This window comes from Umbribacter vaginalis, from assembly GCA_001552935.1.
GTDB lineage: Bacteria > Actinomycetota > Coriobacteriia > Coriobacteriales > Eggerthellaceae > Berryella > Berryella vaginalis.
In genome coordinates, this window is record KQ959677.1 from 13,322 (window position 1) to 37,289 (window position 23,968).

A 23,968-nucleotide genomic window follows, 5' to 3' on the forward strand; every position below is an offset into this window, starting at 1 on the left:
ATAGCTAAGATACACGATGTACGCTGCATGGAGTGCACATAAAGCATGAATTACGAAACATGCGTGTCATGCACATAACGTATGACGCCTGCATGATGCACTTGAACACGCGCGTCGTGCATACGTATCGCATTCGAGTTGGTGTGTGCGGTGCATACTAAGCGTGCGGTGCATACGAAGTAAGTAGAGGTTGACATGGGGTTATTTGGTAAATTTAGCGAAGGACTTGAGCGTTCACGTCAAAAATTTCGCGAACACATGAATGTGCTGCTTGATCGCGGCCCCAAGCTTGACGATACCTTTTGGGAAGGCTTGGAGGAAACGCTCATCCTGTCGGACTGCGGTGCGCCGCTTGCAAGCGAGGTTGTTGCCGACTTGCGCCAGCGCGCGCGGCGTTTAGCGCTTCCCGATGCGTACAGCGTGCTTGAGAATTTGAAAGACAGTCTTGAAGAACGATTTACGCCTGCTGAACATGATTTTTTTGCCGAGCCAGCTATCATGCTGTTTGTGGGCATTAATGGCTCAGGTAAAACTACTACGTGCGGAAAAATCGCACGTACGCTGCACGATAGCGGCAAGCATGTGCTGCTGGGCAGCGCTGATACGTTTCGCGCAGCTGCCATCGAGCAGCTAGAAGCCTGGGCGCAGCGCGCTGATGTGGAAATTTGTTCCCGCACGCGCGGTAGTGATCCTGCAAGCGTGTGTTTTGAAACCATCGAGCGTGCAGAAGCATGCGGAGCTGATTATGTTCTTATCGATACTGCTGGGCGTCTCCACACATCGGCCGACTTAATGCGCGAGTTGCAAAAAGTATGCAACGTGGTAAAAAAGCGCGCTCACGTGCCCGTGTATTGTATTTTGGTGCTTGATGCAACAACCGGGCAAAACGGTCTTATGCAAGCACGCGAATTCAATACGGCGCTCGGACTTGATGGGCTTATCATCACCAAGCTTGACGGTAGCGCCAAAGGTGGAATTGCGCTTGCTATCTCGCATGATTTATCACTTCCTATTTTGAAATTAGGTGTTGGAGAACAGCTGTCCGATTTGAAAGACTTCGATGCGCGCAGCTATGTAGATGGTCTTTTAGGTACCTTTAACAAGGAGTAGCTATGTTTGAAAGTTTGTCACAGCGTTTGCAAAACGCGCTTGGAGCCTTGCGTGGAAAAGGCCGTCTTACTGAAGCGGATATTGCGCAAGCGATGCGCGAAGTTCGTCTGGCGCTGCTTGAAGCTGACGTTAACTTCAAAGTCGTATCGCGCTTTAGCATTCGCGCAACTGAGCGCTGTTCTGCAGCAGAGGTTCTGAATTCTCTTACGCCTGCTCAAAACGTTGTGAAAGTGGTTCTTGATGAACTTACCGACATGCTTGGCGGGCAGACGCAAACTCTTGAGCTGGCGCAAAACAAGCATCCCAATGTGGTGATGCTGGTTGGTTTGCAAGGTTCAGGTAAAACGACCGCCTGCGCAAAGCTGGCGTATTTGCTGAAAAGCCAAGGTAAAAGGCCGCTTCTTGCTGCGTGCGACGTGTATCGTCCTGCTGCGGCCGATCAGCTGGAAACGCTGGGTCGCGAACTGGACATTCCGGTATATCGCGGCGATGGACACAATCCACTTGCAATTGCGACGGAAAGCCTTGCGCACGCTACGAGCACCATGCGCGATGTGGTAATTGTTGATACTGCAGGTCGTTTGCATATTGACGACGCCATGATGGATGAAATGTACCAGCTGAAAGTTGCGCTTGAGCCCGATGAAATTTTGATGGTTATTGACGCCATGATCGGTCAGGATGCACTGAATGTAGCACACGCATTTGCGGAAAAAGTTGACTTTGATGGCGTTATTCTTTCGAAGATGGACGGCGATGCGCGTGGTGGTGCAGCGCTTTCTGTACGAGAAACTACCGGTAAGCCTATCAAATTTATTTCCATGGGCGAGAAGCCCGACTCACTTGAGCCGCTGCATCCCGATCGTCTTGCGCGGCGCATTTTGGGCATGGGAGATATGGTAAGCCTTATCGAAAGTGCTGTTAAAGTGCAGCAAGATGAGCTGCGTGAAGAAGAAGCACAGCGCCTTGCTCATGCCGATCTGAACCTAAACGATTTTTTGGAAATGAATAAGCAAATTAAGAAAATTGGCGGCATTTCAAAGTTTATTGGCGCTTTGCCTGGCGGTGATAGAGCGCTTTCATCAGGGAAAGTGGACGAGAAAATTTTCGAGCGCATGGAAACGATCATCTTTTCCATGACAAAAGAAGAACGTGAAAAGCCTGATTGCATCAATGGCAGGCGCCGTGCACGCATAGCTGCTGGTGCAGGGGTAAGCGTTACCGACGTCAATCAACTGATGAAAAAATATGGTGAAACGCGCAAAATGGTGCGCAAAATGATGCCTTCGCTTCAAGAAAGCGCTGAGCATTTCAAGAAAGGTAAAAAGGGTAAGAAAGGAAAGCTGAAGAGGCGTTTCGGCGGCATGCCTGGCATGGGTATGGGGATGCCTGGCATGGGCGATTTGAAAAAGTTGCAAGACATGCTGAAAGATTCATAGTGCGTGTGTTCGCTCGTATTTACGTGCGCTGTTCCACGGAGCTGCGACACATTTCTTGTGTGCGCATGAATGTTTTGGTGACTTAGGCGGCTTACTTGGTTGATGGTTTGCACAGTTTCCCTTTGAATGTTTGCTTTGCATGCAGTGCTGCCAAATGCTCAATGCAAAACGCCGTAAAACGATCTGCGCGCATCTACATGTGCGTATCTTGTAAAAAAATCAGCACAAAGCTTGTAAAAACATAAAAAGGTCAGTAACATATTTGCTTGCTGTTCATAAGACGCAATCCGTATAAACGTGGCGTGCGTCTTGATAACAAAAGAGACATAAAGGAGTTTTCTACATGGCAGTTAAAATTCGCCTTGCACGTCATGGTGCAAAAAAGCGCCCATATTATCGTGTGATTGTTGCCGATTCTCGTTGCCCTCGCGACGGACGCTTTATTGAGGAAGTAGGACGCTATAATCCCTGTGTAAGCCCTGCTCTTCTCAGTCTTAACGATGAGCGTCTTGACTATTGGATGTCATGCGGTGCGCAACCTACCGATACCGTTGCTCGTCTTATTAAATCTCATAAGGGCGAATAATACCAATGGCTGATCAGGCAGAAAAAGTAGCTCAACTGGTACGCAGCATCGTTGTGCCTTTGATTGATTTTCCCGATGAGCTTACTATTAGCTCGCAGGTGTCAGATGAGGGACATTTGCGCGTTGAGGTGCATGTTCATGAAGAAGACGCTGGTAAAGTAATCGGCCGTCAAGGACGTGTTGTGAAATCTATTCGCACGTTAGCACGCGCTGCGGCTGATGGTTCGATTAGCGCTGTAGACGTAGAAATTGTCTAGGGTTGTACACGTGCGCGCTCTTTGCGATGTAGCTTATATTGCGAAAACGATACATACTCAAGGAAGCTTTATTGTGCAAGCAGCACAGGGGCTTCCTTTTTTGCTGGAAAAAGGCATGCACGTAGCCCTTGTTCCTCCTGTTCTTGAAGCTAAGCGATTTCTTGTAGTGAGAGACGTGTCAAACGTGCGTGATACCTCGGCGTACGTCTCGTTTGACGGTGTTGATACCTTAAGTACTGCGCGTGCTTATGTAGGCTGTCATGTTTTGCTTGACAAGCAACTGGTAGCATCGCGGCTGGCTGCTCAGGCTTCTCATCCCTGGATTGGGTGGCGGTTGTGTAGCACAGATAATCGTGCAGCAGGCACTATTGTTAATTACATCGATACGCCGATGAACCCTCTGTTCGAAGTTGAGTTTGATACGCTTCCTGTTGATGTAGATGATACGTGTTTGCTTGTGCCAGCACACAGCGACCTGATTGCTCACGTTGACGAGCATGCGCGCTGTATCTCCGTTCGCATTGCACAAGGATTTTTTACTGGCGAGTAATGGAGCGCTGGCAATACTTGCTGTTTACTATTTGCGTTCAGTTGCGCGGCTGGTGGCATTAGTATCGCATCTGTTAGTAACGCATCTGTTCAACTATTTCATTATGCTCAGACAAAGCCACTGACAGTTAAGCCGCGAACACCTTGTTATCTATCTGGAAAAGGAAAGGATTGCGTAAAGCTTATGATTATAGAAACACTTTCAACTTTTCCCGATATGTTTACGTCATACATGAACGCATCAATGATGAAGCGCGCACAAGACAAGCACTTGCTGAGCTTTCATTCGTATAATCTGCGCAATTGGACAAACGATAAGCATCGCAGTACCGATGATACGCCTTATGGCGGTGGTCCTGGCCTTGTTATGACGTGCCAGCCTATTTTTGATGCTGTACACGATATTTGTCACGGTATCTGTACACCGCGCAATCCGTATTACGCGTGGGAGGGTGAAAAGCCTGTTCACACGAACGCAAGTGATGCAAAAATTGTGTTTCTTACGCCAACCGGTGTGCCGTTTAGCGATGCGCTTGCGTGTGAGATGTGTCAGTGCGAGCGTCTGTTGTTTGTGTGCGGTCATTACGAAGGTATCGATGAACGTGCCTTTGAGCTGGCCGATTACCAACTTTCAATCGGCGATTATGTGCTTACCAGCGGTGAGCTTGCGTCGATGGTCGTTATCGATGCTATCGTTCGTAAAATTGACGGCGTGCTGGGTGCTGATGATGGTGTGTGCGATGAAAGCTTCGTAAGCGGGCTGCTTGAAGCGCCGCAGTACACGCGACCTGCTGTGTATGAGGGCCGGTCCGTTCCTGAGGTGCTGTTAAGCGGTGATCACGCCAAAATCAAAGATTGGAAAATTCGTAAGTCTCTCCAGCGTACTCTTGAAAAACGACCCGATTTGCTTGATGATATAAATCTTGAAAGCCTTGATGCAGCGCATAGGAATTATCTCCATCAGCTGCAACAGCGGCATTCATAGGCATGTTTTAACATAAGAAGGGAAGAGATGAGCTTGTCCTCTGCACAACACGCTTCTCAACCAACACGATCAGTTGCGCGCAGCATTGTTCATTTTATTATTATGCTTCTTGTTGCGTTTGCTCTGGCGGTGTTTTCGCATACGTTTATTTTTGAGCCGTATAAAATACCGTCAGGGTCTATGGAACAAACTATTATGCCTGGTGATTTAGTTATCTCAGAAAAAGTCTCCTACCGTTTTGCCGCGCCAAAGCAAGGCGATATTGTTACGTTTCATGAAGTGAATCCAAATAATAACCCCGAACATAATCGCATACTTATTAAGCGCATTATTGCAACAGCAGGTCAAACTGTCGATTTGCAGGGCGGACACGTTGTTGTTGACGGCAAGCCGCTCAGTGAGCCTTATACGCTAAACAAGCCGAATTATCCGTTAGTGGGATCACATATTTCGTTTCCATTTGTGGTTCCCGAGGGCTGCATGTGGGTGATGGGTGATAATCGCACCAACTCGCAAGATTCACGCTTTTTTGGAGCTGTTCCGCTGCAATCGATTACTGGAAAAGCATTTTGCATCCATTGGCCGTTTAACCATATGAAGTTGCTGTAGTGGGATATTGGAGACTTTATTGCACTGAGGATATGGTTGTCGTTATTGAAGTCGGGATTTTGAAACTGTTACAGCAGTTGGGATTTTGAAGTCGTTATAGAAGTGACTTTTTGATTTCGTGAGTGAAGTACGCAATTTGAAGTTGTTATTGAAGTAAGGAGATGGCATGGACGCTCAACCCATAGGCGCACAAGCACCTTTAGAAAAACGCCCAGGTGCGCACAAGCAGGCAGAACAGACGTCACAGCAGCTTGGAGAAACGTCGCCACAGGCAGCTTTTGCACCTGCGCAGCAGGCAGCTTGCGCAACCGGTAGCGCGCCCGCAATCGCGCAGGGTACACTTGCTCCCACGTTTCAAGAGCTGATCATGAACTTGCAAAGGTACTGGGCAGCGCAGGGATGTGTTATTTTGCAGCCTTACGATAACGAAGTTGGCGCTGGCACCAACGCGCCTGCTACTACCTTGCGCTCGCTTGGCAAGGGTACGTGGCGCACTGCGTACGTGCAGGGATGTCGCCGTCCGGCCGATGGTCGCTATGGCGAAAACCCCAACCGCACGCAGCATTATTTCCAGTTCCAAGTGCTTATTAAGCCGTCTCCCGACAATATTCAAGATTTGTACTTAGGATCGCTGCGTGCTATCGGCATCGACCCTGATAAACACGATGTTCGTTTCGTGGAAGACGACTGGGAAAGCCCAACGCTTGGCGCGTGGGGCTTAGGCTGGGAAGTGTGGATTGACGGCATGGAAGTTACGCAATTCACCTACTTTCAGCAGGTGGGAGGCTTTGAGTGCTCTCCCGTTCCCGTGGAAATTGCCTATGGTCTTGAGCGTTTGTGCATGTACATTCAGTCGGTCGACAGCATGTTCGATATTGTGTGGGCGCGAGGCGATGACGGCGTTACGTTTACGTATGGCGATGTGTATCTCGAAAACGAGCGCCAGTACTCGCGTTATAACTTTGAAGTTGCTGATACCGATTTTTTGTTTCGCGAGTTTGAAGCGCGCGAAAAAGAGTGCAAGGACATTCTTGCGCACAATTTGCCGCTTCCCGCTTACGATTGCGTGTTGAAGTGCTCGCATGCGTTTAATTTGCTTGATGCGCGCGGCGTTATTTCGGCAACGGAGCGCACCAATTACATTTTACGTGTTCGTAGCATTGCAAAAGCGTGTTGCGAGAGTTATATGAAGCATGTTGCGCCACTGTACGAAAAGAATGAGGCTGCAGCGTCTACCCAGGTTAACGCCACTACGAAAGGGGAGCGTCATGAGTAATACCAACGAATGTGCCCACCAAACGCAGCACGCAGCACAAACGAAACAAGTGGCACAAACGGGGCAAGATACGCAGGCGTCAGAAACGGTGCAGAAGGAGCAAACCCCTCAAACACTTGCTTTCGAGCTTGGCGTTGAAGAAATTCCCGCATTTGACCTGCATAAAGCAAGCGAGCAGTTACAACAGCTTGTTCCCGAGCGTTTGTCGGCGCATGCGGTACCTTTTGAAAGTGTGACTGTTTTCTCAACGCCGCGGCGCCTTGGCTTCATTGTGAAGCAAGTAGCTGCGCAAACGCAGGCACAAGAGCTTGATTTTCGCGGACCGTCTGCAAAAATTGCCCTTGATGAAAACGGAAATTTCACGAAAGCAGCGCTTGGCTTTGCACGCTCTAAAAATGTGAGCGCCTCAGCACTTGAATTGCGTGATTGCGCAGGTGAGCGCTACGTGTTCGCGCACGTTTCAAGCCCTTCGCAATCAACCACGCCCGCTATTCAGGCAGCGCTTCTTGAGATTATTACCTCCATTGCTTGGCCAAAGTCGTGCCGTTGGGCATCGCGCAGCGAAACGTTCTCGCGTCCTGTTCGCTGGATTGTGTGCCTGTTTGGCAGCAAGGTAGTGCCGCTTACTTTTGCAGGTCTTCACGCCGACCGATTCACCTGGGGACATCGTGTGCTTTCCGCTGGCAAACACGAAATAAGCTCGGCTGACGCCTTGCTTGACACGTTGCGGCATTTGCAGATTGTTCCTTTTGAAGACCAGCGTAAAGAGCGCATTTTAGATGAAGTGGCTCACTTCGAGAAAAAGCTTGGCTTGCACGCAGAAATTCCTGCAAAAACACTGCTTGAAGTTACGAATTTGTGCGAAGCTCCTCACGTTCTTGTGTGCTCGTTTGATGAGAGTTTTCTTGCTGTTCCGAAAGAAATTATTGTAGACGCGATGCTTATGCATCAGCGCTATTTTCCTTTTTACACCAACGACGGTGCGCTGACGAATTATTTTGCCGTGGTAAGCAACGCGGCTGAAAGTGCGTTTGAACAGGTGAAAGTTGGTAACGAACGCGTGGTTCGCGCGCGTTTGGACGATGCAAAATTTTTCTACGAGGAAGATTTGAAACATCCGCTTGAATGGTATGTTGACAAGCTGAAACAGGTAGTTTTCCAGCAAGATTTAGGCACGATGTACGACAAAACGATGCACATTGAAGCGTGCGCCAAGCAGATGTGTGCCAGCTTAGATGTAACTGAGCAGGAAAAACAGAATTTGTGTCGCGCAGCGCTGTTGTGCAAGGCCGATCTTGTGACGAATGCTGTGGTTGAATTTACTAGCGTTCAGGGCATTATGGGCGGCTACTATGCGCGTGCGTGTGGCGAAAACGACCAGGTAGCGCAAGCAATTACGCAGCATTATCAGCCGCGCTTTGCGGGAGATGCGCTGCCGTGTGATTTAGTTGCGTGTGGTGTTGCGCTTATCGATAAGCTTGACACGATTTGCGGATTGTTCGCCATCGATCAAGCACCAACAGGTTCTTCAGATCCGTTTGCGTTGCGCAGGAGTGCTATCGGCGCGTTGAGTATTTTGGATGCGTATCCTCAGTTGTCGCTGAGTGCAACGCTCACTGCGCTTCTCGATTTGTACGCTCAAGCAGGAGTTTCCTTCGATAAACAAGCTTGTTATCAGGCAGTTTATCGCTTCATTTTGGGGCGTTTGCGTGTGATGCTGAAAGACGAAGGCATTGCGCCGCAGACGATTGACGCCATTGTGGCTGTTCAGCCAGAACATCCTCGCGATATTATGTTGCGTTGCCGCGCGCTTGAAAAAGTTGCACGCGAGCAGCGTGACGATTATGAAAACTTAACAGCTGCGTATGTGCGCGCGTGGAATTTGCACGACATATCTGCTGGTATGAGTGTTGACGATGCTTTGTGTAACGATGCCGAACGAGCGTTGCTTGCAAAGGTTCAAAGCGTAAAACAGCAGCTTGAGCACGACTTAGAACATCAGCGCTATGAAGAAGCGTGCAGTGTGCTTGCGTCTCTTCGCGCGCCAATTGACGCCCTGTTTGCATCGACGCTTATTATGGATGCAGATGAAGCGTTAAAGAAAAACCATCTTGCGGTGCTGAACTGTTTCGTTGATGTGTTTTCGTGCATTGCTGACTTTTCGTGCTTAGCGAAAGGCTAGGAACGCTAGCGGCATTAGAATGACTTGCGGCACCGGAACGCGTGCGGGATGGAACGCTGGTGGCACTGGAATGACGGGCTGTACGCGTGCTGGTGATTTTGCAGGCTGGTGGCATGGCACTGTTGGTGGCGCTGAAAAGCTAGTGGCAGTTCTGCGCTGGTAGCAGCGTCCAGGCGGCCGAGTGCGTTGCGTTCGCTGCGCTATAATAGTTTGAGCGTGGCGCATGTTTCACAAAAGGGGGGAGTACCTACATGAGCGGTAAAGAACAAGACGAAACATCTATTGCATTTCCGCCTGTTTATATCATTAGCGATTCAGTAGGACTTACAGGCTCGGCTATTGCACGCGCAGCTGCGGTGCAGTTTGGTATTGAAAACCCGCGTATTGAAATTTGCGCGAAAGTTACCAGTTTCGATGAAATTCGCAGTTTTTTTGAGCAGCATATCGAAGACGACTTGAAAACCACCAACTGCACATCGGTGGTGGTGTTCTATACGCTGGTGTCTGCTGTTCTTGCGGGTGAACTTCGCTCGTATGTGTTGCAGCATCCCGAGATTGTAGCGCTTGACATTATGACGCCGGCGCTTGATGCGCTTGCGAAAGTTTCAGGGCGTATTCCGTTACGTGCGCCGGGTAAGCTGCATGTAGCAAATCAGCAATATTTCTCGCGCATTGAAGCGGTGGAGTTTGCGATTGCTCATGATGATGGCCGCAATCCGCAAGATCTTACTCATGCTGATATGGTGCTGTTGGGTGTTTCGCGTTCGTCCAAAACGCCGCTGTCAATTTATCTGTCTCAGCAGGGATACAAAGTTGCGAATGTTCCGCTTGATATGCAAACAGAGCCACCAAGCGAGCTGTTCGAAGTTGACCCTGCTCGCATTTTTGGCTTGATGACCTCGCCTGATTTGCTGGTTTCAATTCGCCGCAAGCGCTTAGGTAATGCGGCTGGTGTGGCGCAGCAGTACGCCGATCCGAACTATGTGTACGATGACCTCGAAAAAGCGCGCAACTTTATGCGGCGCTTGGGTTGCATTGTTATTCATACGGAAGGGCGCGCTGTTGAGGAAACCGCGCAAGAGATTCTTACGTATTACCTGGCTGCATTTCCGTATCATTTCCAATAGCACTTGCGCGTGGCTAGCAGCTGGATGTAGATAGCAGTTATGTCTGGATAGCAGTTGCATGTAGATGGCAGCGGCGTTTAGCTTTCAGGTAAGGAGCTTGCAAACCGCGCATCGGCGCTGGTGAACTTACTGCTAAGCAGGTAGTGCAGGTGTCCAATTCTTATGTTATATGTCACGATGTTACGTTTAGCACCATGCGCGGTATGTGTCCGTCTTGCGTTGTCTCGCGTTCAACATCACGATTGACGCTTTTACAAGCTATTGTTCTTGCTCGATAATTTCAAAAGCTGTATTTGCCCACGCTTCGTTAACGTTAAAAGGCTGCTCATCTTTTAAGCTTGACTGTGCTAGATCATTATCGAATAGCTCGCAGGCTTTTCGGTCGACTTCTACGAGTTTTTTGGTATTTCTTACATACAGAGCAAAGCGCAACATATCGCCTGCTACTTCTTCTAAAAATACTTCGTAGGTGTTATTCGTGGTAACGTACCCCTCTTGGCTTGCTTGTCCACGTATACCAAATTTCAGCATTTCAAGTGAGCGGTCGTCAATGCAGGCATCAAAAGCAAGTGCCTTTTCTCGAAATGCACGTGCGTCGGTTACAATTCTGAAGCGGATATGTCGAGCGTTTTCGTTTTGCAACATCTCTGTGAACATAGCTGCTACATTGTTGTACATCTCATTATTTGCAACTAAATACATGCTTACACCATGTAAAGGGTCAAGATATAAACATGGATGTGGAAGTGAAAGCTTAGATCCACACTTTATGCACGTCACGTCAAAAAAAGTGCCAGCAGTGAGTTTTTCAGCAGCATCGGGAGTATCGAAGGTGTTCAAGAGCGTTTGTATTGTAAGCGCTTGTGTGGCGTTACATGCAGGGCACGTAAATGATGTTTCATCGTTTTCTGAATTATTCCAGGGAAAATCTGTGTAGTGCATTGGCATATCGGTGTTAGTTTGAAGATTAGGACGTAATCCTGTTTCACGCATAAAGTCAACGAATTCTGGCGCATACTCGCTTACATCCCAGCTTTCTATCGTGTTTGCGTTGCCTGCAAGCGCACGAGCTGCCATTCCTGTTGGGTCGTCAACAATTTCCCAATCGCTTGGCGTGCACGGATATAAATTTGCAGTGCTCTCTCCATTGTCAAATACGCCTAGATATTCTGGGTTTTCTCGAGAACAAGGCCAATAGTAGCATGCACCGCGCGTAAGCGGCGGATAGGTGTCGTTGTCAAACTGATGGCCTGTAAAGCGTACAACCGACCAATTTTCTTTAATGTTCATCTGTCGTATTGTTAGTTTAAGTAATTTCAGGAAATCGGCAACTTCTTCCTTTTCGTAACGTGTTAAGTATTCATCAATTTCGGCTTGATAGTGTACAAGTGAGTCTTTTTTAATTGGAACAAGGAACAGGGTTTGATCGCTTTCATTTTCTTGGTTTTGGTTGGACGGTTGCAGGAGCTGATTAATGCGTTCAATAAGCTCGTTAGGGTAAAAAATAACTTCAAGCGATTCTTCGGTGCTTTTGGGGAGTAATCCAAGATTGGCGTGTTTTTCTGGAATGTAAGGCATGATTCCTCTTTTCGTTAAAGGAAAGTGTCACTACAGAAGTATAGAATAGTTGCCTTTGTCTGACTATAGTGCTTGTTTTACTGCTTTTACGTTGAGCTTGCACGTTACTTGCTTTGTATATCGAAAATCGGCTGAAAATTGTGTATTAGGTGCGATCCAGCAACAAAAGGCATCGGCTTGCACAGGACATAATGGCTTGCTCTTTTTGGCTATCTGACCTTGATCTATAGCTGAATTCCGTTGCCTGTGTGCGAAGACGTCGCCGGGGCCGCATGGGGGCTGATTCGGCTATGTGACAAACATGTAAGTTTCGAGGCAAGGCCCGCATTGTATAATGTGACTAATAAGAAAGGCCCGCTATGACGAAGATTGCCATCATTGAAGACGATACGACATTGAGAAACGAGCTCGCGCACATTCTCGAGTTGCAGGACTTTCTGTGCGTCGCGTGCGATGATTTCGTTGACGCTGATCATTGGCTTGTATCTGAGGTGCCTGACTGCGTCATCGTCGATCTTGGTCTTCCGGGAAACGACGGTCTTTCTATCTGTCGCGCCTTTCGCGCTCAAAGCCAGGTTCCCATCATGGTGCTTACGGCCTCCGATTCGGAATTCGACGAGATTATGGCCATGGGACTGGGCGCGGACGACTATCTGACCAAGCCGTATCGCCCTGCGGTTCTGTTGGCTCACCTGCAAGCAGCGCTCCGTCGAGCTGGGCAGAATTCGCAAGTATCCTATCGGGCTATCGTTCATCGCGGGGTCGAGTTCAACTCTGCTAAGGGCACCGTCTCGTTCGGAGGTAGAACCATCGAGCTTTCGCGCAATGAGCAGCGAATCCTCGACGTGCTTATGAGCAGCCCCGGGCAAATCGTCACGCGCCAAGAACTTATATGCAAGCTGTGGGACACTGATGACTTCATTGACGACAACACCTTGACAGTGAACGTCAATCGCGTACGCAAGCAGCTAGCTGCCTTGGGTGCGCCCGATGACTTTTTGCAAACAAAGCGCGGACAAGGCTATCTGGTATGAGCAGAGAAGCTGTAAGTCGATTTAGCTTCATCCTGTACTGCAAGGACCACCTTCCTTCTTTCATGGTAGCGGCGTGCACGTTGGCCTGCGTGACGTTCGTGCTACGTGTTTTGGGACTGAACGTTCAGGCGGTCGTCATGGTCTGCTGCCTTGTCGCTGCAGGCATGGCGATAATCTTTCTTTGGGACTACCTGCGCAAGCGCCGCGCCTACAACCAGCTATTGGAAGTCGCGCGCGAGCTGGAGCAGGTACGTCATCTTACCGCCTTCGCCACGGAGCCGTCTTTTCTCGAAGGACGCGTTGCCTGGCGGGCGCTCGAGACGCTGTCGAAGACGGCGGGTGACGAGACCGCGCACATCAACGAAGATGCTGCCGCCTACCAGCGCTACGTCGAACTGTGGGTACATGAGATCAAAACCCCCATCACTGCATGTAAGCTGGTTCTCTCTCGCATGAAGGGGCCTGACGCAACGACCTTGCGCCAAGAGGTTGAGCGCATCGAGCTTCAGGTGGAGCAGGCTTTGTACTATGTGCGCCATCAGGCTCTTTCCTCGGACTATGCGATACGGCGCATATCGTTGGTGGAGGTTGCGAGGGAGTCCTGCAAGCGCAACCAGAATATGCTCATCTCTTTTGGCGTGCGGCCTGTGTTCGAGCTGGGCGAAGCCTGCGCATTCGCCGATGTGCAATGGCTCGGATTCGTCGTCGACCAGCTGGTGAGCAACGCAGCTAAATATGGTGCAACGGAAGTGGTGTTTAGGTCTTTTGCGCAAGGTGAGGCTTCCCAGCAAACGGTCCAGTTCGAGATCGCGGACAACGGCAAGGGCATATCTGCAGCCGACCTGCCCAAAATCTTCGAACGCGGCTTCGTGGGTGAGAACGGTCGAGCCAAGGGCTCGGCCACCGGAATGGGACTGTACCTATGCGCGAACATCTGCAAGCTCATGGGGCTTTCAATCGAAGTGTTCTCACAGGTGGGGAAGGGATCTCGCTTTGTAATCACCTTGCCTGCGGCATAAACCTTACGCGAATGTAAGGCGGATGTAAGGCAAATCGATGGCATCGCCAGAAGCCGCGTGGGAGAATTTCTATCGTTCGATACCCGATAGAAAGGAGTCTTCATGACCGAACTACATGGCGCTCCCGCTGATGCGGCGAAGCGCGTTGCCTGCAGGGTTACGGGGCTGGAACGCGTATACGGAGGTAAAAGCAATGCGACTTATGCGCTCAACGGGATCTCGCTTCAAATTGAGCAGGGCGAGTTCGTGGCCATCATGGGCCCTTCCGGCTCCGGCAAGACGACGCTTCTCAACTGCATAGCAACCATCGATAAGCCCACCTGCGGTACGGTTGAAGTCGGTGGAACGGAGATCACCCGCTTGAAGGGAAAGGCCCTCGCTCGCTTCCGTCGCGAAGACCTCGGCTTCCTCTTTCAGGACGCGAACCTCGTTGAAACGCTGACGGCTTACGAGAACATCGCCCTTCCGCTGACAATCCGCGACGTTTCTGCGCCGTTGATTAACATTCGCGTTCAGGAACTGGCGAAGCTATTCGACGTGGCAAGCGTGCTTGGCAAGCTGCCGGCTCAGATGTCGGGCGGACAGCGTCAGCGCGTCGCGGCGGCACGTGCCGTGGCAGGGAGTCCGAAGCTGGTTCTTGCTGACGAGCCCACTGGCGCGCTCGACTCCCGAAATGCTGTAAGCCTGCTGACAACCCTGGACGCCATGAACAAGGACATGGGCGCCACCATCCTCATGGTCACCCACGACCCTCAAGCGGCGTCGTACGCCACCCGCGCCCTGTTCGTGAAGGACGGTAAGATATTCACCGAGGTCAGGGCTGGAGGCGCCAGTCGAAACGACTTCTTCAACCGCATCATGGAGGTCCAGGCGTTGCTGGGAGGCGGTTTCGATCATGTACGCTAGAATCGCGCTGGGCAACGTGCGTCGCAGCGTGAGGGATTACGCGGTCTACTTCGTGACCCTGCTGTTCGGCGTTACGGTTTTTTACGCCTTTAACTCAATCAAATCCCAGTCTGTTCTGCTGGATGTGACCAACAACGCCATGGGAAGGATGCTTGATATTACTACCTCTTTTATTGGGGGTTTCTCGGTCGTTGTGGCCGCAGTATTAGCCTTCTTGGTGGTGTATGCTAATCGATTCATCATCAAGCGCCGAAAGCGGGAATTTGGCACCTACCTTGTTTTGGGCATGAACTCGAGCAAGGTGGTCTGCATCCTTTTCTATGAAATGCTGCTTGTCGGCGCAGTTTCCCTGGTTCTGGGCATTGCGCTCGGTGCCGTCCTCTCTCAGGCCTTAGCCTTTGCTACGGCGGCTCTGATCGGCTCAACCATTAGCCACTATCAGTTCGTCTTCTCTACCCAAGCCATGTTCATGACGCTAGGCTGCTTTGCTGCCATGTTTGTGATTACCTTGGTCATGAACGTTGTTTACGTCTCCCGCCGCAAGCTGGGCGACCTGCTGACCTGTCGCGATGACGTGAAGCTTGGCTGCAAGATTCCCTTTGGCGTGCGCTTAGTGGTCTTTATTGCGGCAATCGCTTTGATTGGCTTTGCGTATTATGGCCTGTGGCTGAACAAGTTCAAGATGCTGGACGGCTTCTTCGCCCTCATTACCGGCATACTTGTCGTAGGCACCTTTTTGCTGTTTTGGTCGGCGTCGACGATGGTCATGTTTCTTGCGCGGCGCAGCAAGAGATTCTACCTGAAGGGTCTGCGCCCCTTTACGTTGCGTCAGGTATCGAGCCGCCTTACTACCACGTTTAGCTCTATGGCCATGGTGTCGCTTTTGCTGTTCTTTGCGTTGACCACGACTTCCGTTGGTTTCGGCGTCATGAAGATTTTCGTGGGCGACGTGGGGGAGACATCCAAGTACGATCTAAGCCTCAGTTATCGCATCGGTTACGACAGCTCTTCCCATAAACGCATGGTGGAGGGCAGGGAGCGCTACGTCAACGAGTGCAATTCTGACATGGAGACGTTTCTGAGGACGTCTGACTATGGCGAGATGTGGAACCAGCTCATCGATCGCTGTGCGCAGATTGACGTATACACTGTTACTGGTCTTACCTGGGAGGCGGTGTGCGGCGACAACGGCCTTGCCGACGTGTACCGCACGTGGAAGCCTGGAAACACTAACGTAGCGGTGCGAGTTATGGGCGTCAGCCAGTTCAATAAAACAGCGACGCTTACCGGCGAGACTCCTGTTGTCGTGCCTGAAGGTCAGTTCGTCATTAACAACGATGCGGCCGTGGCGGAAGGCATTGCCCAGGCGATGCGTGAAAAGGGAGGCGAAGTGCAGATAGCGGGGCATACGCTGACTGCGAGCCCCGAGCAGGTTGGCCGCGAGATTAGAAACGGCTCGATAAGGAGTGAGGTTTTGGCCCTGATCGTGCCGGATGAGGTCATCGATGTTCTGCGTGATCAGGACGTTTACGTGCAGAGCGTGTTCAACGTGATGTACTCCATGGATCGCGCAGAGGGTGACGCGCTGCTGCAGAAGGACGAAAGCTCGTTGGGCTTCTCTGGGTACTTCTCCTATGCCGATGCTTGTACTGGCCTCGAGATGTTCTCCCAGGCAGGCGGCCTGAAGTTGCTGTGCACGTACCTGGCCCTGTATGTTGGCTTTATTCTGCTGGTGTGCACTGCCGCCGTTTTGGCGATTCAGCAGCTATCCGACGTCTCCGACTCGCTCGGTAGCTACCGGAAGGTCTCCGTGCTGGGTGCAGAAGACGGCATGGTCTTGAAGAGCCTGCGCGCTCAGGTGCTGGTGTCCTTTCTGGCGCCGCTGCCGGTGGCTATCTGTTATTCGGCCTACGCAGTATTCGTCTTGCACATAAACCTGTTCGCTCCGCTCGGCGTGAATCCCTTGGGCGGCATTTTCGTTGCGGCGGCTATGCTATTGGTCATTTACGGCTGCTACCTCCTGGTGACGTTCATGGTTTCCAGAGCCCTGGTCAAGGACAGCATCGTCTAGCATCGTCTAGGCTGCGTCAATTCTTTTCTCCAGCCTGAAGAGGTGGTTTGCCGGCGAAGGTTAAGAGGCGGTATGCCGGGGAAGGCGAATAGTGGTCTGCCGGAGAAGGCGCTGAGGTGGACTGCCGGCGAAGGCGTTGAGGTGGATTGCCGGCGAAGGCGGACAAATTCGCCTCGCAGAGCCCGTGGGTCGTGGCGACCCGCGGGCTTTCGGCTGATATGCCCGATGTTGGCCGAATGCCGCGGGGTGTCACGGCGCACGCCCGGGAAGCGAGACGTGACCTCTTTGCTTGATGCACGCATGCCGTCCTGGTTGGGCGCGACTTATGGTTGCCTGGTAAGGCGGAGTTGTTGCGCACGAACGGTCCATGAAACGCTGCCTTCTCCTTTGCCAAACGAAATATGACGTCACATGGCTACCGCTCACGCCCTTAGGGCGATGATCGCTTCGTGCTCGTTCATCATTAAACATGTGCGTGGATCGGTGCGGGCGCGATTATCAATAAAGGCGAAAGAAGCTGACATCATTCGCCCTCTGGATTATAATGTATCATGGTTTTTATAGCGATTAGGTAACGTCAACTGGGGCTCATTGCGAGGTTGCCATGGAATACTTATCTCTTCATCAAACAGCAGACAAATGGGGAATATCAGTTCGGAGGGCGCAAACGCTTTGCGCAGGCGATCGAATATCTGGAGCCGTGAAAATTGGTTCATACTGGGCAATTCCTGCGGATGCCGAAAAGCCGAAGGATGCCAGAATAAAAAGTGGCAAGTATCTTGGTGCCAGGGAAAAGGCAAAAGAACGAAAAGAAAAGCTGCAATCTCAGTGATGGAGTCCGTTTTTTAGAACACAGCATTTGCTATTGTGTAGATGCGGCAATAGAGCTATCCGGTTCGGAAGGATTATGAGATAGATGAAGATATTGGATAACGTCACGGAGATTGTCCGTGATGATATGGAAAGTACGATTAAACGAGGCAGCAAAGTGTCCATCGCAGCTGCATGCTTTTCCATGTATGCTTACAGCGTCCTGAAGAAAGAATTAGAGACCGTTGATGAGTTTCGATTCATCTTCACTTCTCCGACCTTCGTAACAGAAAAAGTTGAAAAGCAAAAGCGCGAGTTCTACATCCCTAGACTATCGAGAGAGCAGAGTCTCTACGGTACGGAGTTTGAGATCAAGCTTCGTAACGAAATGACTCAGAAAGCGATCGCGCAGGAGTGTGTGGACTGGATTCGCAGAAAAGCACGGTTCAAGTCCAATACGACTGGTGAGAACATGGGTGGCTTTATGACGGTCGCGGCACCTTCAGAAGATGTTGCTTATATGCCCATCAACGGATTTACAACGGTTGATATTGGCTGTGAGCGCGGTAACAACAGCTACAACATGGTTAATCGCATGGAAGCTCCGTTCTCCACGGAATATATGCAGCTGTTTGAGTCTCTTTGGAATGACCGAGGCAAGCTGCAGGATGTCACGGATGTGATTGTTGAAAATATCAGCTTGGCATACAACGAAAACTCGCCGGAGTTCATTTACTTCATGATGCTGTACAACGTGTTCAACGAGTTTCTTGATGATATATCAGAGGACGTCCTTCCAAACGAGGCGACCGGCTTTAAGCAGAGCAAAATCTGGAATACGCTCTATGATTTTCAGAAGGATGCTGTACTTGCGATTATCAACAAGCTGGAAAAATACAACGGCTGTATCCTCGCCGACAGCGTTGGCCTTGGCAAGACTTTCACCGCCTTGGCCGTCATCAAGTATTACGAAAATAGGAACAAAACCGTTCTCGTCCTGTGCCCCAAAAAGCTTTCCGAGAACTGGAATACCTATAAAGACAACTACGTCAATAACCCCATTGCGTCAGATCGTTTGAACTACGATGTGCTGTTTCACACGGATCTTTCCAGAAGCGGGGGTACATCGAACGGCCTTGATTTGGAACGCTTGAACTGGGGAAACTATGACCTTGTGGTGATTGATGAATCACATAACTTCAGGAACGGTACCGGCACCCATGCCAACACGCGGGAGAATCGGTATGTGAAACTGATGGACAAGGTGATTCGCGCTGGGGTGAAGACCAAGGTGCTAATGCTCTCAGCTACGCCGGTCAACAACCGTTTTGTAGATCTGCAGAATCAGCTTGCTATTGCCTATGAAGGAAATTCCGACTTTATCAATGAGAAGTTGGATACCAGCAAGCCTATTGATGCAATCTTCCGTCAGGCACAGAAAGCCTTCAATGCCTGGAGCAAGTTGGAGCCGGAAGCCCGGACGACGGATGCTCTTCTTCGGACTTTGGATTTTGACTTCTTTGAAGTGCTGGACAGCGTAACGATTGCGCGTTCACGGCGGCACATCGAAAAGTACTACGACACTGCTGAGATTGGCAAATTCCCGACCAGAATGAAGCCGATTTCTCTCAGACCGAGCATGACCGATCTGAACAGCACGATTAACTATAACCAGATTTACGAACAGCTGATGCTCCTGACACTGTGCATCTATACACCGTCGAACTATATCTTTCCGAGTAAGCTGTCAAAATACATTGATCTGACGCACAACAAGGGGAACAACCTCACTCAGCGCGGGCGTGAACAGGGTATCCAGCGCCTCATGAGCATCAACCTCCTGAAACGTTTGGAGAGTTCCGTATACTCTTTCAATCTGACACTCAGTCGTATTCTTGCGCTGATCCGCAGCACCATCAATGCAATCAATGACTTTGAAAAGTACGGTGCTGCGGATATTGATATGACGGAAGTGTCCGAAGGCGACTTCGATATGGAAGACGGAAATACGGATTTCTTTACTGTGGGCAAGAAAATCAAGATTGAACTTGCCGACATGGATTATAAAACTTGGCGTACAGAGCTGCAGGCTGATGCGGATACTCTTGAACTGCTCACTCTTATGGTGGCAGAGATTACACCGGAGCATGACCTTAAACTTCAGGCACTTCTACACCTTCTGGAAGATAAGATGCATAATCCAATCAACGAGGGCAACAAGAAGGTACTGATCTTCTCCGCATTCTCTGATACGGCAGAATACCTGTACGATCAGGTAAGTGCGTACATGAAAAAGAATTATGGACTGAATACCGCCGTAATCACCGGAACCATTGATGGCAGGACAACGATTAAGGGGCTGAAAGCCACACTGAACAATATGCTGACCTGCTTTTCGCCTATATCGAAGAGCCGCGATGTTTTGATGCCGGGAAGTACTATGGAGATTGATGTGCTGATTGCAACGGACTGCATCTCCGAAGGCCAGAACCTGCAAGACTGCGACTATCTGGTGAATTACGACATTCACTGGAATCCGGTGCGCATTATCCAGCGTTTCGGACGTATCGATCGTATCGGCAGTAGAAACCACCATATCCAGCTGGTGAACTTCTGGCCGGATATGACATTGGATGATTACATCAACCTGAAACCCCGCGTGGAAACCAGGATGAAAATTTCCATCATGACTTCTACCGGTGATGACGATCTGATCAACCCTGAAGAAAAGGGCGATCTGGAGTACAGAAAGCAGCAACTGAAGCGCCTCCAGGAAGAAGTTGTCGATATCGAAGATATGGCCAGCAGCATTTCCATCATGGATCTGGGACTCAATGAGTTCCGGCTCGACCTGCTAGAATACATCAAAACACATGACGATCTGAACAAAAAGCCCAAGGGTCTTCATGCGGTTGTACCTGCGGATGAAGAGAACCCTGAAGGTGTCATCTTTGTCCTGAAGAACATCAATAACAGCGTCAACATAGATAACCATAACCGGATTCATCCGTTCTACATGGTTTATATAGGTGCAGACGGAGAGATCGTATGCGATTATCTGAATCCAAAAAAGATGCTGGATACGGTGCGACTGCTCTGCCGTGGAAAGAAAGAGTCGATACTTTCTCTGTGCAGGAAGTTTAACGAAGAAACTAACGACGGCAGAGATATGCAGGAAGTATCGGATCTTCTTAATGATGCAATCAATTCCATCATCGACGTAAAGGAAGACAGCGATATCGACAGCCTGTTCTCCGCCGGGGGAACCTCGGCGCTGATGTCGGATATCAGCGGTCTGGAGGATTTTGAGCTGATCTGTTTCCTGGTAATCAAGTAAGGAGGAGTTGCCCATGCTGGGACTTCCTAAGACGACGAAGTTCAACAAGCAGTTTCCAAAGCAGAAATTTTATGGGAAACTGAACGTAACGCCGACACTCAAGCGAGTGTTTATAGACCAAATCAAGGTCATCTACTGGAGAAACAAGATCGCAACCACTACTGTGAATCTGGCTGCGGGTGAAACGGTGACAGAGATTGAAGTTTTTGAAATAAAACTATCTGCTCCACAGCTGGATGTTGCCGTTCTGAAGCAGATTGACAAGGAAATTCCGTATCACATTCTTTTTCTGCTGGAATATGAAGGGAAGTATCAGGCGTGGACAGCATACAAAGAGGCTGCAGTCACCGGCTCAAATGCTTTTAAGGTTGGCACCTACTACCACACGGACTGGCTGCCGGAAGGCGAGCTGCCGCTGAAGGTAGACGGACTGAACATCGATAAGGTTTACGAGAATTTTGTGAGGCAGATTGCCGGTGATGCCCTTCAGACGGACAGCGAGGAATCTCTCAAGGAATCCGTTGAGAAAGATGAACGGCGGCGACAACTGCAGAAGCAGATAGCATCTTTGCAGACAAAGGTTTGGAAAGAAAAGCAGCTGAATAAACAGGTGCAGCTGAACGGAGAGTTGAAGAAACTGAGAAAAGTACTGGAGGATTTGTAATGGACGATAAGTTTCAACCTATTGTTCTCAATAGCCAGCTAGGACAGACGATGGAGAAGTTTAAGAATGTGGAATTGACGCCGTTTACCACGCCAAACCTATATCCCGAATTTGAGATGCCGGAGTTACCGGAATTCGAGGCGATTCCGCTTGCGGAACACATTGAGAGAACAGAGGAATATCAACAGCAGAGCCTTGAAATGCTGAAGTCTATAAATCAGAACACGGCAAACCTATATACGCTCGTAGATTTGATCAGCAAGTCAAATGAAAAACAAGATGAGGTGCTGAGTTTGATATCTGAAATTTTGACTATTGCGAAAGCAAAGGAAAAAAGAGAGGCCGAGTCTATTTTCAAGAGGGTAATGACAAAGATCAATGATACCGTTGAGACTGCCGATTCTACGATTAAATTGGTTTGCTGGGCTACTGAAATTTATAACATGGTACTCACCATGCTGCCGAATTAAGGAGGAACATAGAAGTGGAAAAGATGAGAATGGAGTCGATTGATATGACCGAGAAGAACATCGACAGGATTGCGGCTCTGTTTCCAAATTGCATCACCGAGGCTTTAGATGAGGAGCACAGCACTCCAGACCACAAGGTCTACAAGAAGGCTGTGAATTTTGATATGCTCCGTCAGATGCTTTCTGCGGATGTAGTTGAAGGCGATGAGGCGTATGAATTCACATGGGTTGGTAAGAAGGCCGCTATTGTGGAGGCTAATAAGCCTATACGAAAGACCCTGCGTCCGTGTAAGGAAGAAAGTGTGAATTGGGATACTACGGAGAATCTCTATATCGAAGGCGATAATCTTGATGTACTCAAGCTCTTGCAGGAGAGCTATCTTGGCAAAGTTAAGATGATATATATCGACCCACCTTATAACACAGGGCATGACTTCGTTTATCCGGATTCTTTTATTATGGACAACGAAGAATATAACGAAGGTACTGGTTATTTTGACGAAGATGGAAATGTTAATTTCAAAAGAGAAAATTCTGTAACTGCTGGCAAATATCATTCGGATTGGTGCTCAATGATTTATTCCAGATTGTTGTTGGCGAGAAATTTATTGACAGAGGATGGAGTTATTTTTATCTCTATTGACGACAATGAACAGGAAAATTTGAAGAAAATATGTGATGAGATTTTTAGCCGTGATAATTATGTTGCTGAATTAATTTGGGATTTGGGAACTGGGACAACCGCTGGACATTTTACAAGAGGTCATGAATATATTCTCTGCTATACTAAGAATAAAAATAATTTACCAAATTTTAAAAATTATAATTCAGGAGAAAGTATTGTCCATGGTGCACTAAAGAAGATTTCATATAAAAATCCCGCTGTTGAAATCACCTTCCCTGCTGGATTTGAGTATGAGGGAACTAATGCAGTATTCACAGGGGAGCTTGGCGATTCAGAAAAAGAATATATTCTTTCCGATAAAATGGAATTTAAGGATGGCAAGTTGGTGAATCCAACAACTATACGCGCCGGCTTTGCCATGAGAAAACAAGTAGAGGATTTTATAGCTGGCAGAGAGGTTTTTGACACTAAAGGACAACGCGTAAAGAGATTCTATTTTAACTCAAAGGGAATTCTTTTTTATGAAAAAGAAAAAACCATAATTAATCCAAGGACAGTTTTAACGGGCATAGCTAATACAAAAATGGGAACTACGGAATTAGGCAACTTGTTTGATAACAAATTTTTTGATTTCCCAAAGCCATCGGTAATAATTGGCTATTTGGTTAGATTGGTAACTAATGAGAATTCAATAATTCTTGACTTCTTCTCCGGTTCTGCCACAACTGCCCACGCTGTTATGCAGCTCAACGCCGAGGACTGCGGACACCGCAAGTTCATTATGGTGCAGCTCCCCGAAAAGTGCGACGAGCAGAGCGAAGCCCATAAAGCTGGCTACAAGACCATCTGCGAGATTGGCAAAGAACGTATCCGTCGTGCCGCAAAGAAAATTACTGACGAAAATCCGTCCGCTACCTTTGACGGTGGCTTTCGTGTGTTCAAACTGGATGATTCCAACATGAACGACGTGTACTATTCAGCTGGAGAATATACTCAGGGTTTATTGTCTATGCTGGAGTCCAATGTTAAGGAAGACCGCACCGATCTCGATCTGCTCTTCGGTTGTCTGCTTGAGTGGGGCTTACCTCTGTCAATGCCCTATACATCAGAACAGATTGAAGGATGTACTGTTCATACCTATAACAAGGGCGACCTGATCGCCTGCTTTGACGAAAACATTCCAGATTCGGTTATCAAGGAAATCGCTAAACGTCAGCCGTTGCGTGCTGTATTCCGTGACAGCAGCTTCAATGGAAGTCCAGCCAAGATTAACGTGGGTGAGATTTTCAAAATGCTTGCACCGGATACAAGGGTCAAAGTGATTTAAGGAGGTG

At 49.2% G+C, this 23,968-nt stretch carries 21 protein-coding genes; 20 read left to right on the forward strand and 1 reads right to left on the reverse strand.

All coding sequences use genetic code 11. From position 1 onward, the window contains the following. Positions 1-195 precede the first annotated feature (195 nt). The 11 genes from ftsY (at position 196) to HMPREF3190_RS01840 (ending at position 10,120) form a co-directional block, all read left to right on the forward strand. On the forward strand, positions 196-1,110 hold the full coding sequence (gene ftsY, locus HMPREF3190_RS01795; RefSeq protein ID WP_066779807.1) for a signal recognition particle-docking protein FtsY: 915 nt from the start codon (positions 196-198) through the stop codon (positions 1,108-1,110). A gap of 2 nt (positions 1,111-1,112) precedes the next feature. Then, positions 1,113-2,549, forward strand: a complete 1,437-nt coding sequence (gene ffh / locus HMPREF3190_RS01800) for a signal recognition particle protein (protein WP_066779809.1) — start codon at positions 1,113-1,115, stop codon at positions 2,547-2,549. Between the two features lie 343 nt (positions 2,550-2,892). Continuing rightward, the gene (gene rpsP, locus HMPREF3190_RS01805; protein WP_066779810.1) at positions 2,893-3,135 is read left to right on the forward strand and encodes a 30S ribosomal protein S16; all 243 of its coding nucleotides are present in this window, start codon (positions 2,893-2,895) and stop codon (positions 3,133-3,135) included. Positions 3,136-3,140: 5 nt separating this feature from the next. Beyond that, positions 3,141-3,392 carry a KH domain-containing protein gene (locus tag HMPREF3190_RS01810; RefSeq protein WP_066779811.1) on the forward strand — a complete coding sequence of 84 codons (252 nt, stop codon included), beginning with the start codon at positions 3,141-3,143 and terminating at the stop codon, positions 3,390-3,392. 73 nt (positions 3,393-3,465) lie between these two features. After that, complete coding sequence (locus tag HMPREF3190_RS01815) at positions 3,466-3,942, forward strand: ribosome maturation factor RimM (protein ID WP_156425680.1); 477 nt, start codon at positions 3,466-3,468, stop codon at positions 3,940-3,942. Positions 3,943-4,125: 183 nt separating this feature from the next. Continuing rightward, positions 4,126-4,926, forward strand: coding sequence for a tRNA (guanosine(37)-N1)-methyltransferase TrmD (gene trmD / locus HMPREF3190_RS01820; protein ID WP_066779814.1), 801 nt, complete (start codon positions 4,126-4,128; stop codon positions 4,924-4,926). 27 nt (positions 4,927-4,953) lie between these two features. Beyond that, positions 4,954-5,535 (forward strand): signal peptidase I, encoded by a 582-nt coding sequence (gene lepB / locus HMPREF3190_RS01825; protein ID WP_449676004.1) that lies wholly within the window; start codon positions 4,954-4,956, stop codon positions 5,533-5,535. Positions 5,536-5,902: 367 nt separating this feature from the next. Next, positions 5,903-6,811, forward strand: a complete 909-nt coding sequence (locus HMPREF3190_RS01830) for a glycine--tRNA ligase subunit alpha (RefSeq protein WP_066780194.1) — start codon at positions 5,903-5,905, stop codon at positions 6,809-6,811. Continuing rightward, on the forward strand, positions 6,804-8,993 hold the full coding sequence (glyS, locus tag HMPREF3190_RS01835; RefSeq protein ID WP_082715083.1) for a glycine--tRNA ligase subunit beta: 2,190 nt from the start codon (positions 6,804-6,806) through the stop codon (positions 8,991-8,993). The genes HMPREF3190_RS01830 and glyS overlap by 8 nt, the downstream gene beginning before the upstream one ends. 19 nt (positions 8,994-9,012) lie before the next feature. Next, the gene (locus HMPREF3190_RS07395) at positions 9,013-9,156 is read left to right on the forward strand and encodes a hypothetical protein (RefSeq protein ID WP_156425681.1); all 144 of its coding nucleotides are present in this window, start codon (positions 9,013-9,015) and stop codon (positions 9,154-9,156) included. An 88-nt stretch (positions 9,157-9,244) separates the two neighbouring features. Then, positions 9,245-10,120, forward strand: a complete 876-nt coding sequence (locus tag HMPREF3190_RS01840) for a pyruvate, water dikinase regulatory protein (RefSeq protein WP_066779819.1) — start codon at positions 9,245-9,247, stop codon at positions 10,118-10,120. Positions 10,121-10,378: 258 nt separating this feature from the next. Here the strand turns inward: HMPREF3190_RS01840 and HMPREF3190_RS01845 are convergent, their stop codons facing one another. Continuing rightward, positions 10,379-11,698 carry a CpXC domain-containing protein gene (locus HMPREF3190_RS01845; RefSeq protein WP_066779821.1) on the reverse strand — a complete coding sequence of 440 codons (1,320 nt, stop codon included), beginning with the start codon at positions 11,696-11,698 and terminating at the stop codon, positions 10,379-10,381. A gap of 359 nt (positions 11,699-12,057) precedes the next feature. Between HMPREF3190_RS01845 and HMPREF3190_RS01850 the strand changes: the two genes are divergently transcribed. From HMPREF3190_RS01850 to HMPREF3190_RS01890, 9 genes are all read left to right on the forward strand, one after another. Next, positions 12,058-12,732: a response regulator transcription factor gene (locus HMPREF3190_RS01850; protein WP_066779823.1), complete on the forward strand. Its 675-nt coding sequence runs from the start codon at positions 12,058-12,060 to the stop codon at positions 12,730-12,732. Further along, positions 12,729-13,751 carry a sensor histidine kinase gene (locus HMPREF3190_RS01855; RefSeq protein WP_066779826.1) on the forward strand — a complete coding sequence of 341 codons (1,023 nt, stop codon included), beginning with the start codon at positions 12,729-12,731 and terminating at the stop codon, positions 13,749-13,751. Before HMPREF3190_RS01850 ends, HMPREF3190_RS01855 begins: the two co-directional genes overlap by 4 nt. Before the next feature lie 102 nt (positions 13,752-13,853). Beyond that, on the forward strand, positions 13,854-14,657 hold the full coding sequence (locus tag HMPREF3190_RS01860; protein WP_066779828.1) for an ABC transporter ATP-binding protein: 804 nt from the start codon (positions 13,854-13,856) through the stop codon (positions 14,655-14,657). Beyond that, positions 14,647-16,728 (forward strand): ABC transporter permease, encoded by a 2,082-nt coding sequence (locus tag HMPREF3190_RS01865; RefSeq protein WP_066779830.1) that lies wholly within the window; start codon positions 14,647-14,649, stop codon positions 16,726-16,728. Before HMPREF3190_RS01860 ends, HMPREF3190_RS01865 begins: the two co-directional genes overlap by 11 nt. Positions 16,729-17,332: 604 nt before the next feature. Next, the gene (locus HMPREF3190_RS01870; protein ID WP_066779832.1) at positions 17,333-17,560 is read left to right on the forward strand and encodes a transposase; all 228 of its coding nucleotides are present in this window, start codon (positions 17,333-17,335) and stop codon (positions 17,558-17,560) included. 84 nt (positions 17,561-17,644) lie between these two features. Then, entirely contained in the window at positions 17,645-20,875 is a 3,231-nt protein-coding gene (locus tag HMPREF3190_RS01875; protein ID WP_066779834.1) for a helicase-related protein, read from the forward strand. 13 nt (positions 20,876-20,888) lie between these two features. Beyond that, positions 20,889-21,539, forward strand: a complete 651-nt coding sequence (locus tag HMPREF3190_RS01880; protein ID WP_066779836.1) for a DUF4391 domain-containing protein — start codon at positions 20,889-20,891, stop codon at positions 21,537-21,539. Continuing rightward, complete coding sequence (locus HMPREF3190_RS01885; protein ID WP_066779838.1) at positions 21,539-22,009, forward strand: hypothetical protein; 471 nt, start codon at positions 21,539-21,541, stop codon at positions 22,007-22,009. The genes HMPREF3190_RS01880 and HMPREF3190_RS01885 overlap by 1 nt, the downstream gene beginning before the upstream one ends. 44 nt (positions 22,010-22,053) lie before the next feature. Continuing rightward, positions 22,054-23,961: a site-specific DNA-methyltransferase gene (locus HMPREF3190_RS01890; protein WP_449676009.1), complete on the forward strand. Its 1,908-nt coding sequence runs from the start codon at positions 22,054-22,056 to the stop codon at positions 23,959-23,961. Positions 23,962-23,968 lie beyond the last annotated feature (7 nt).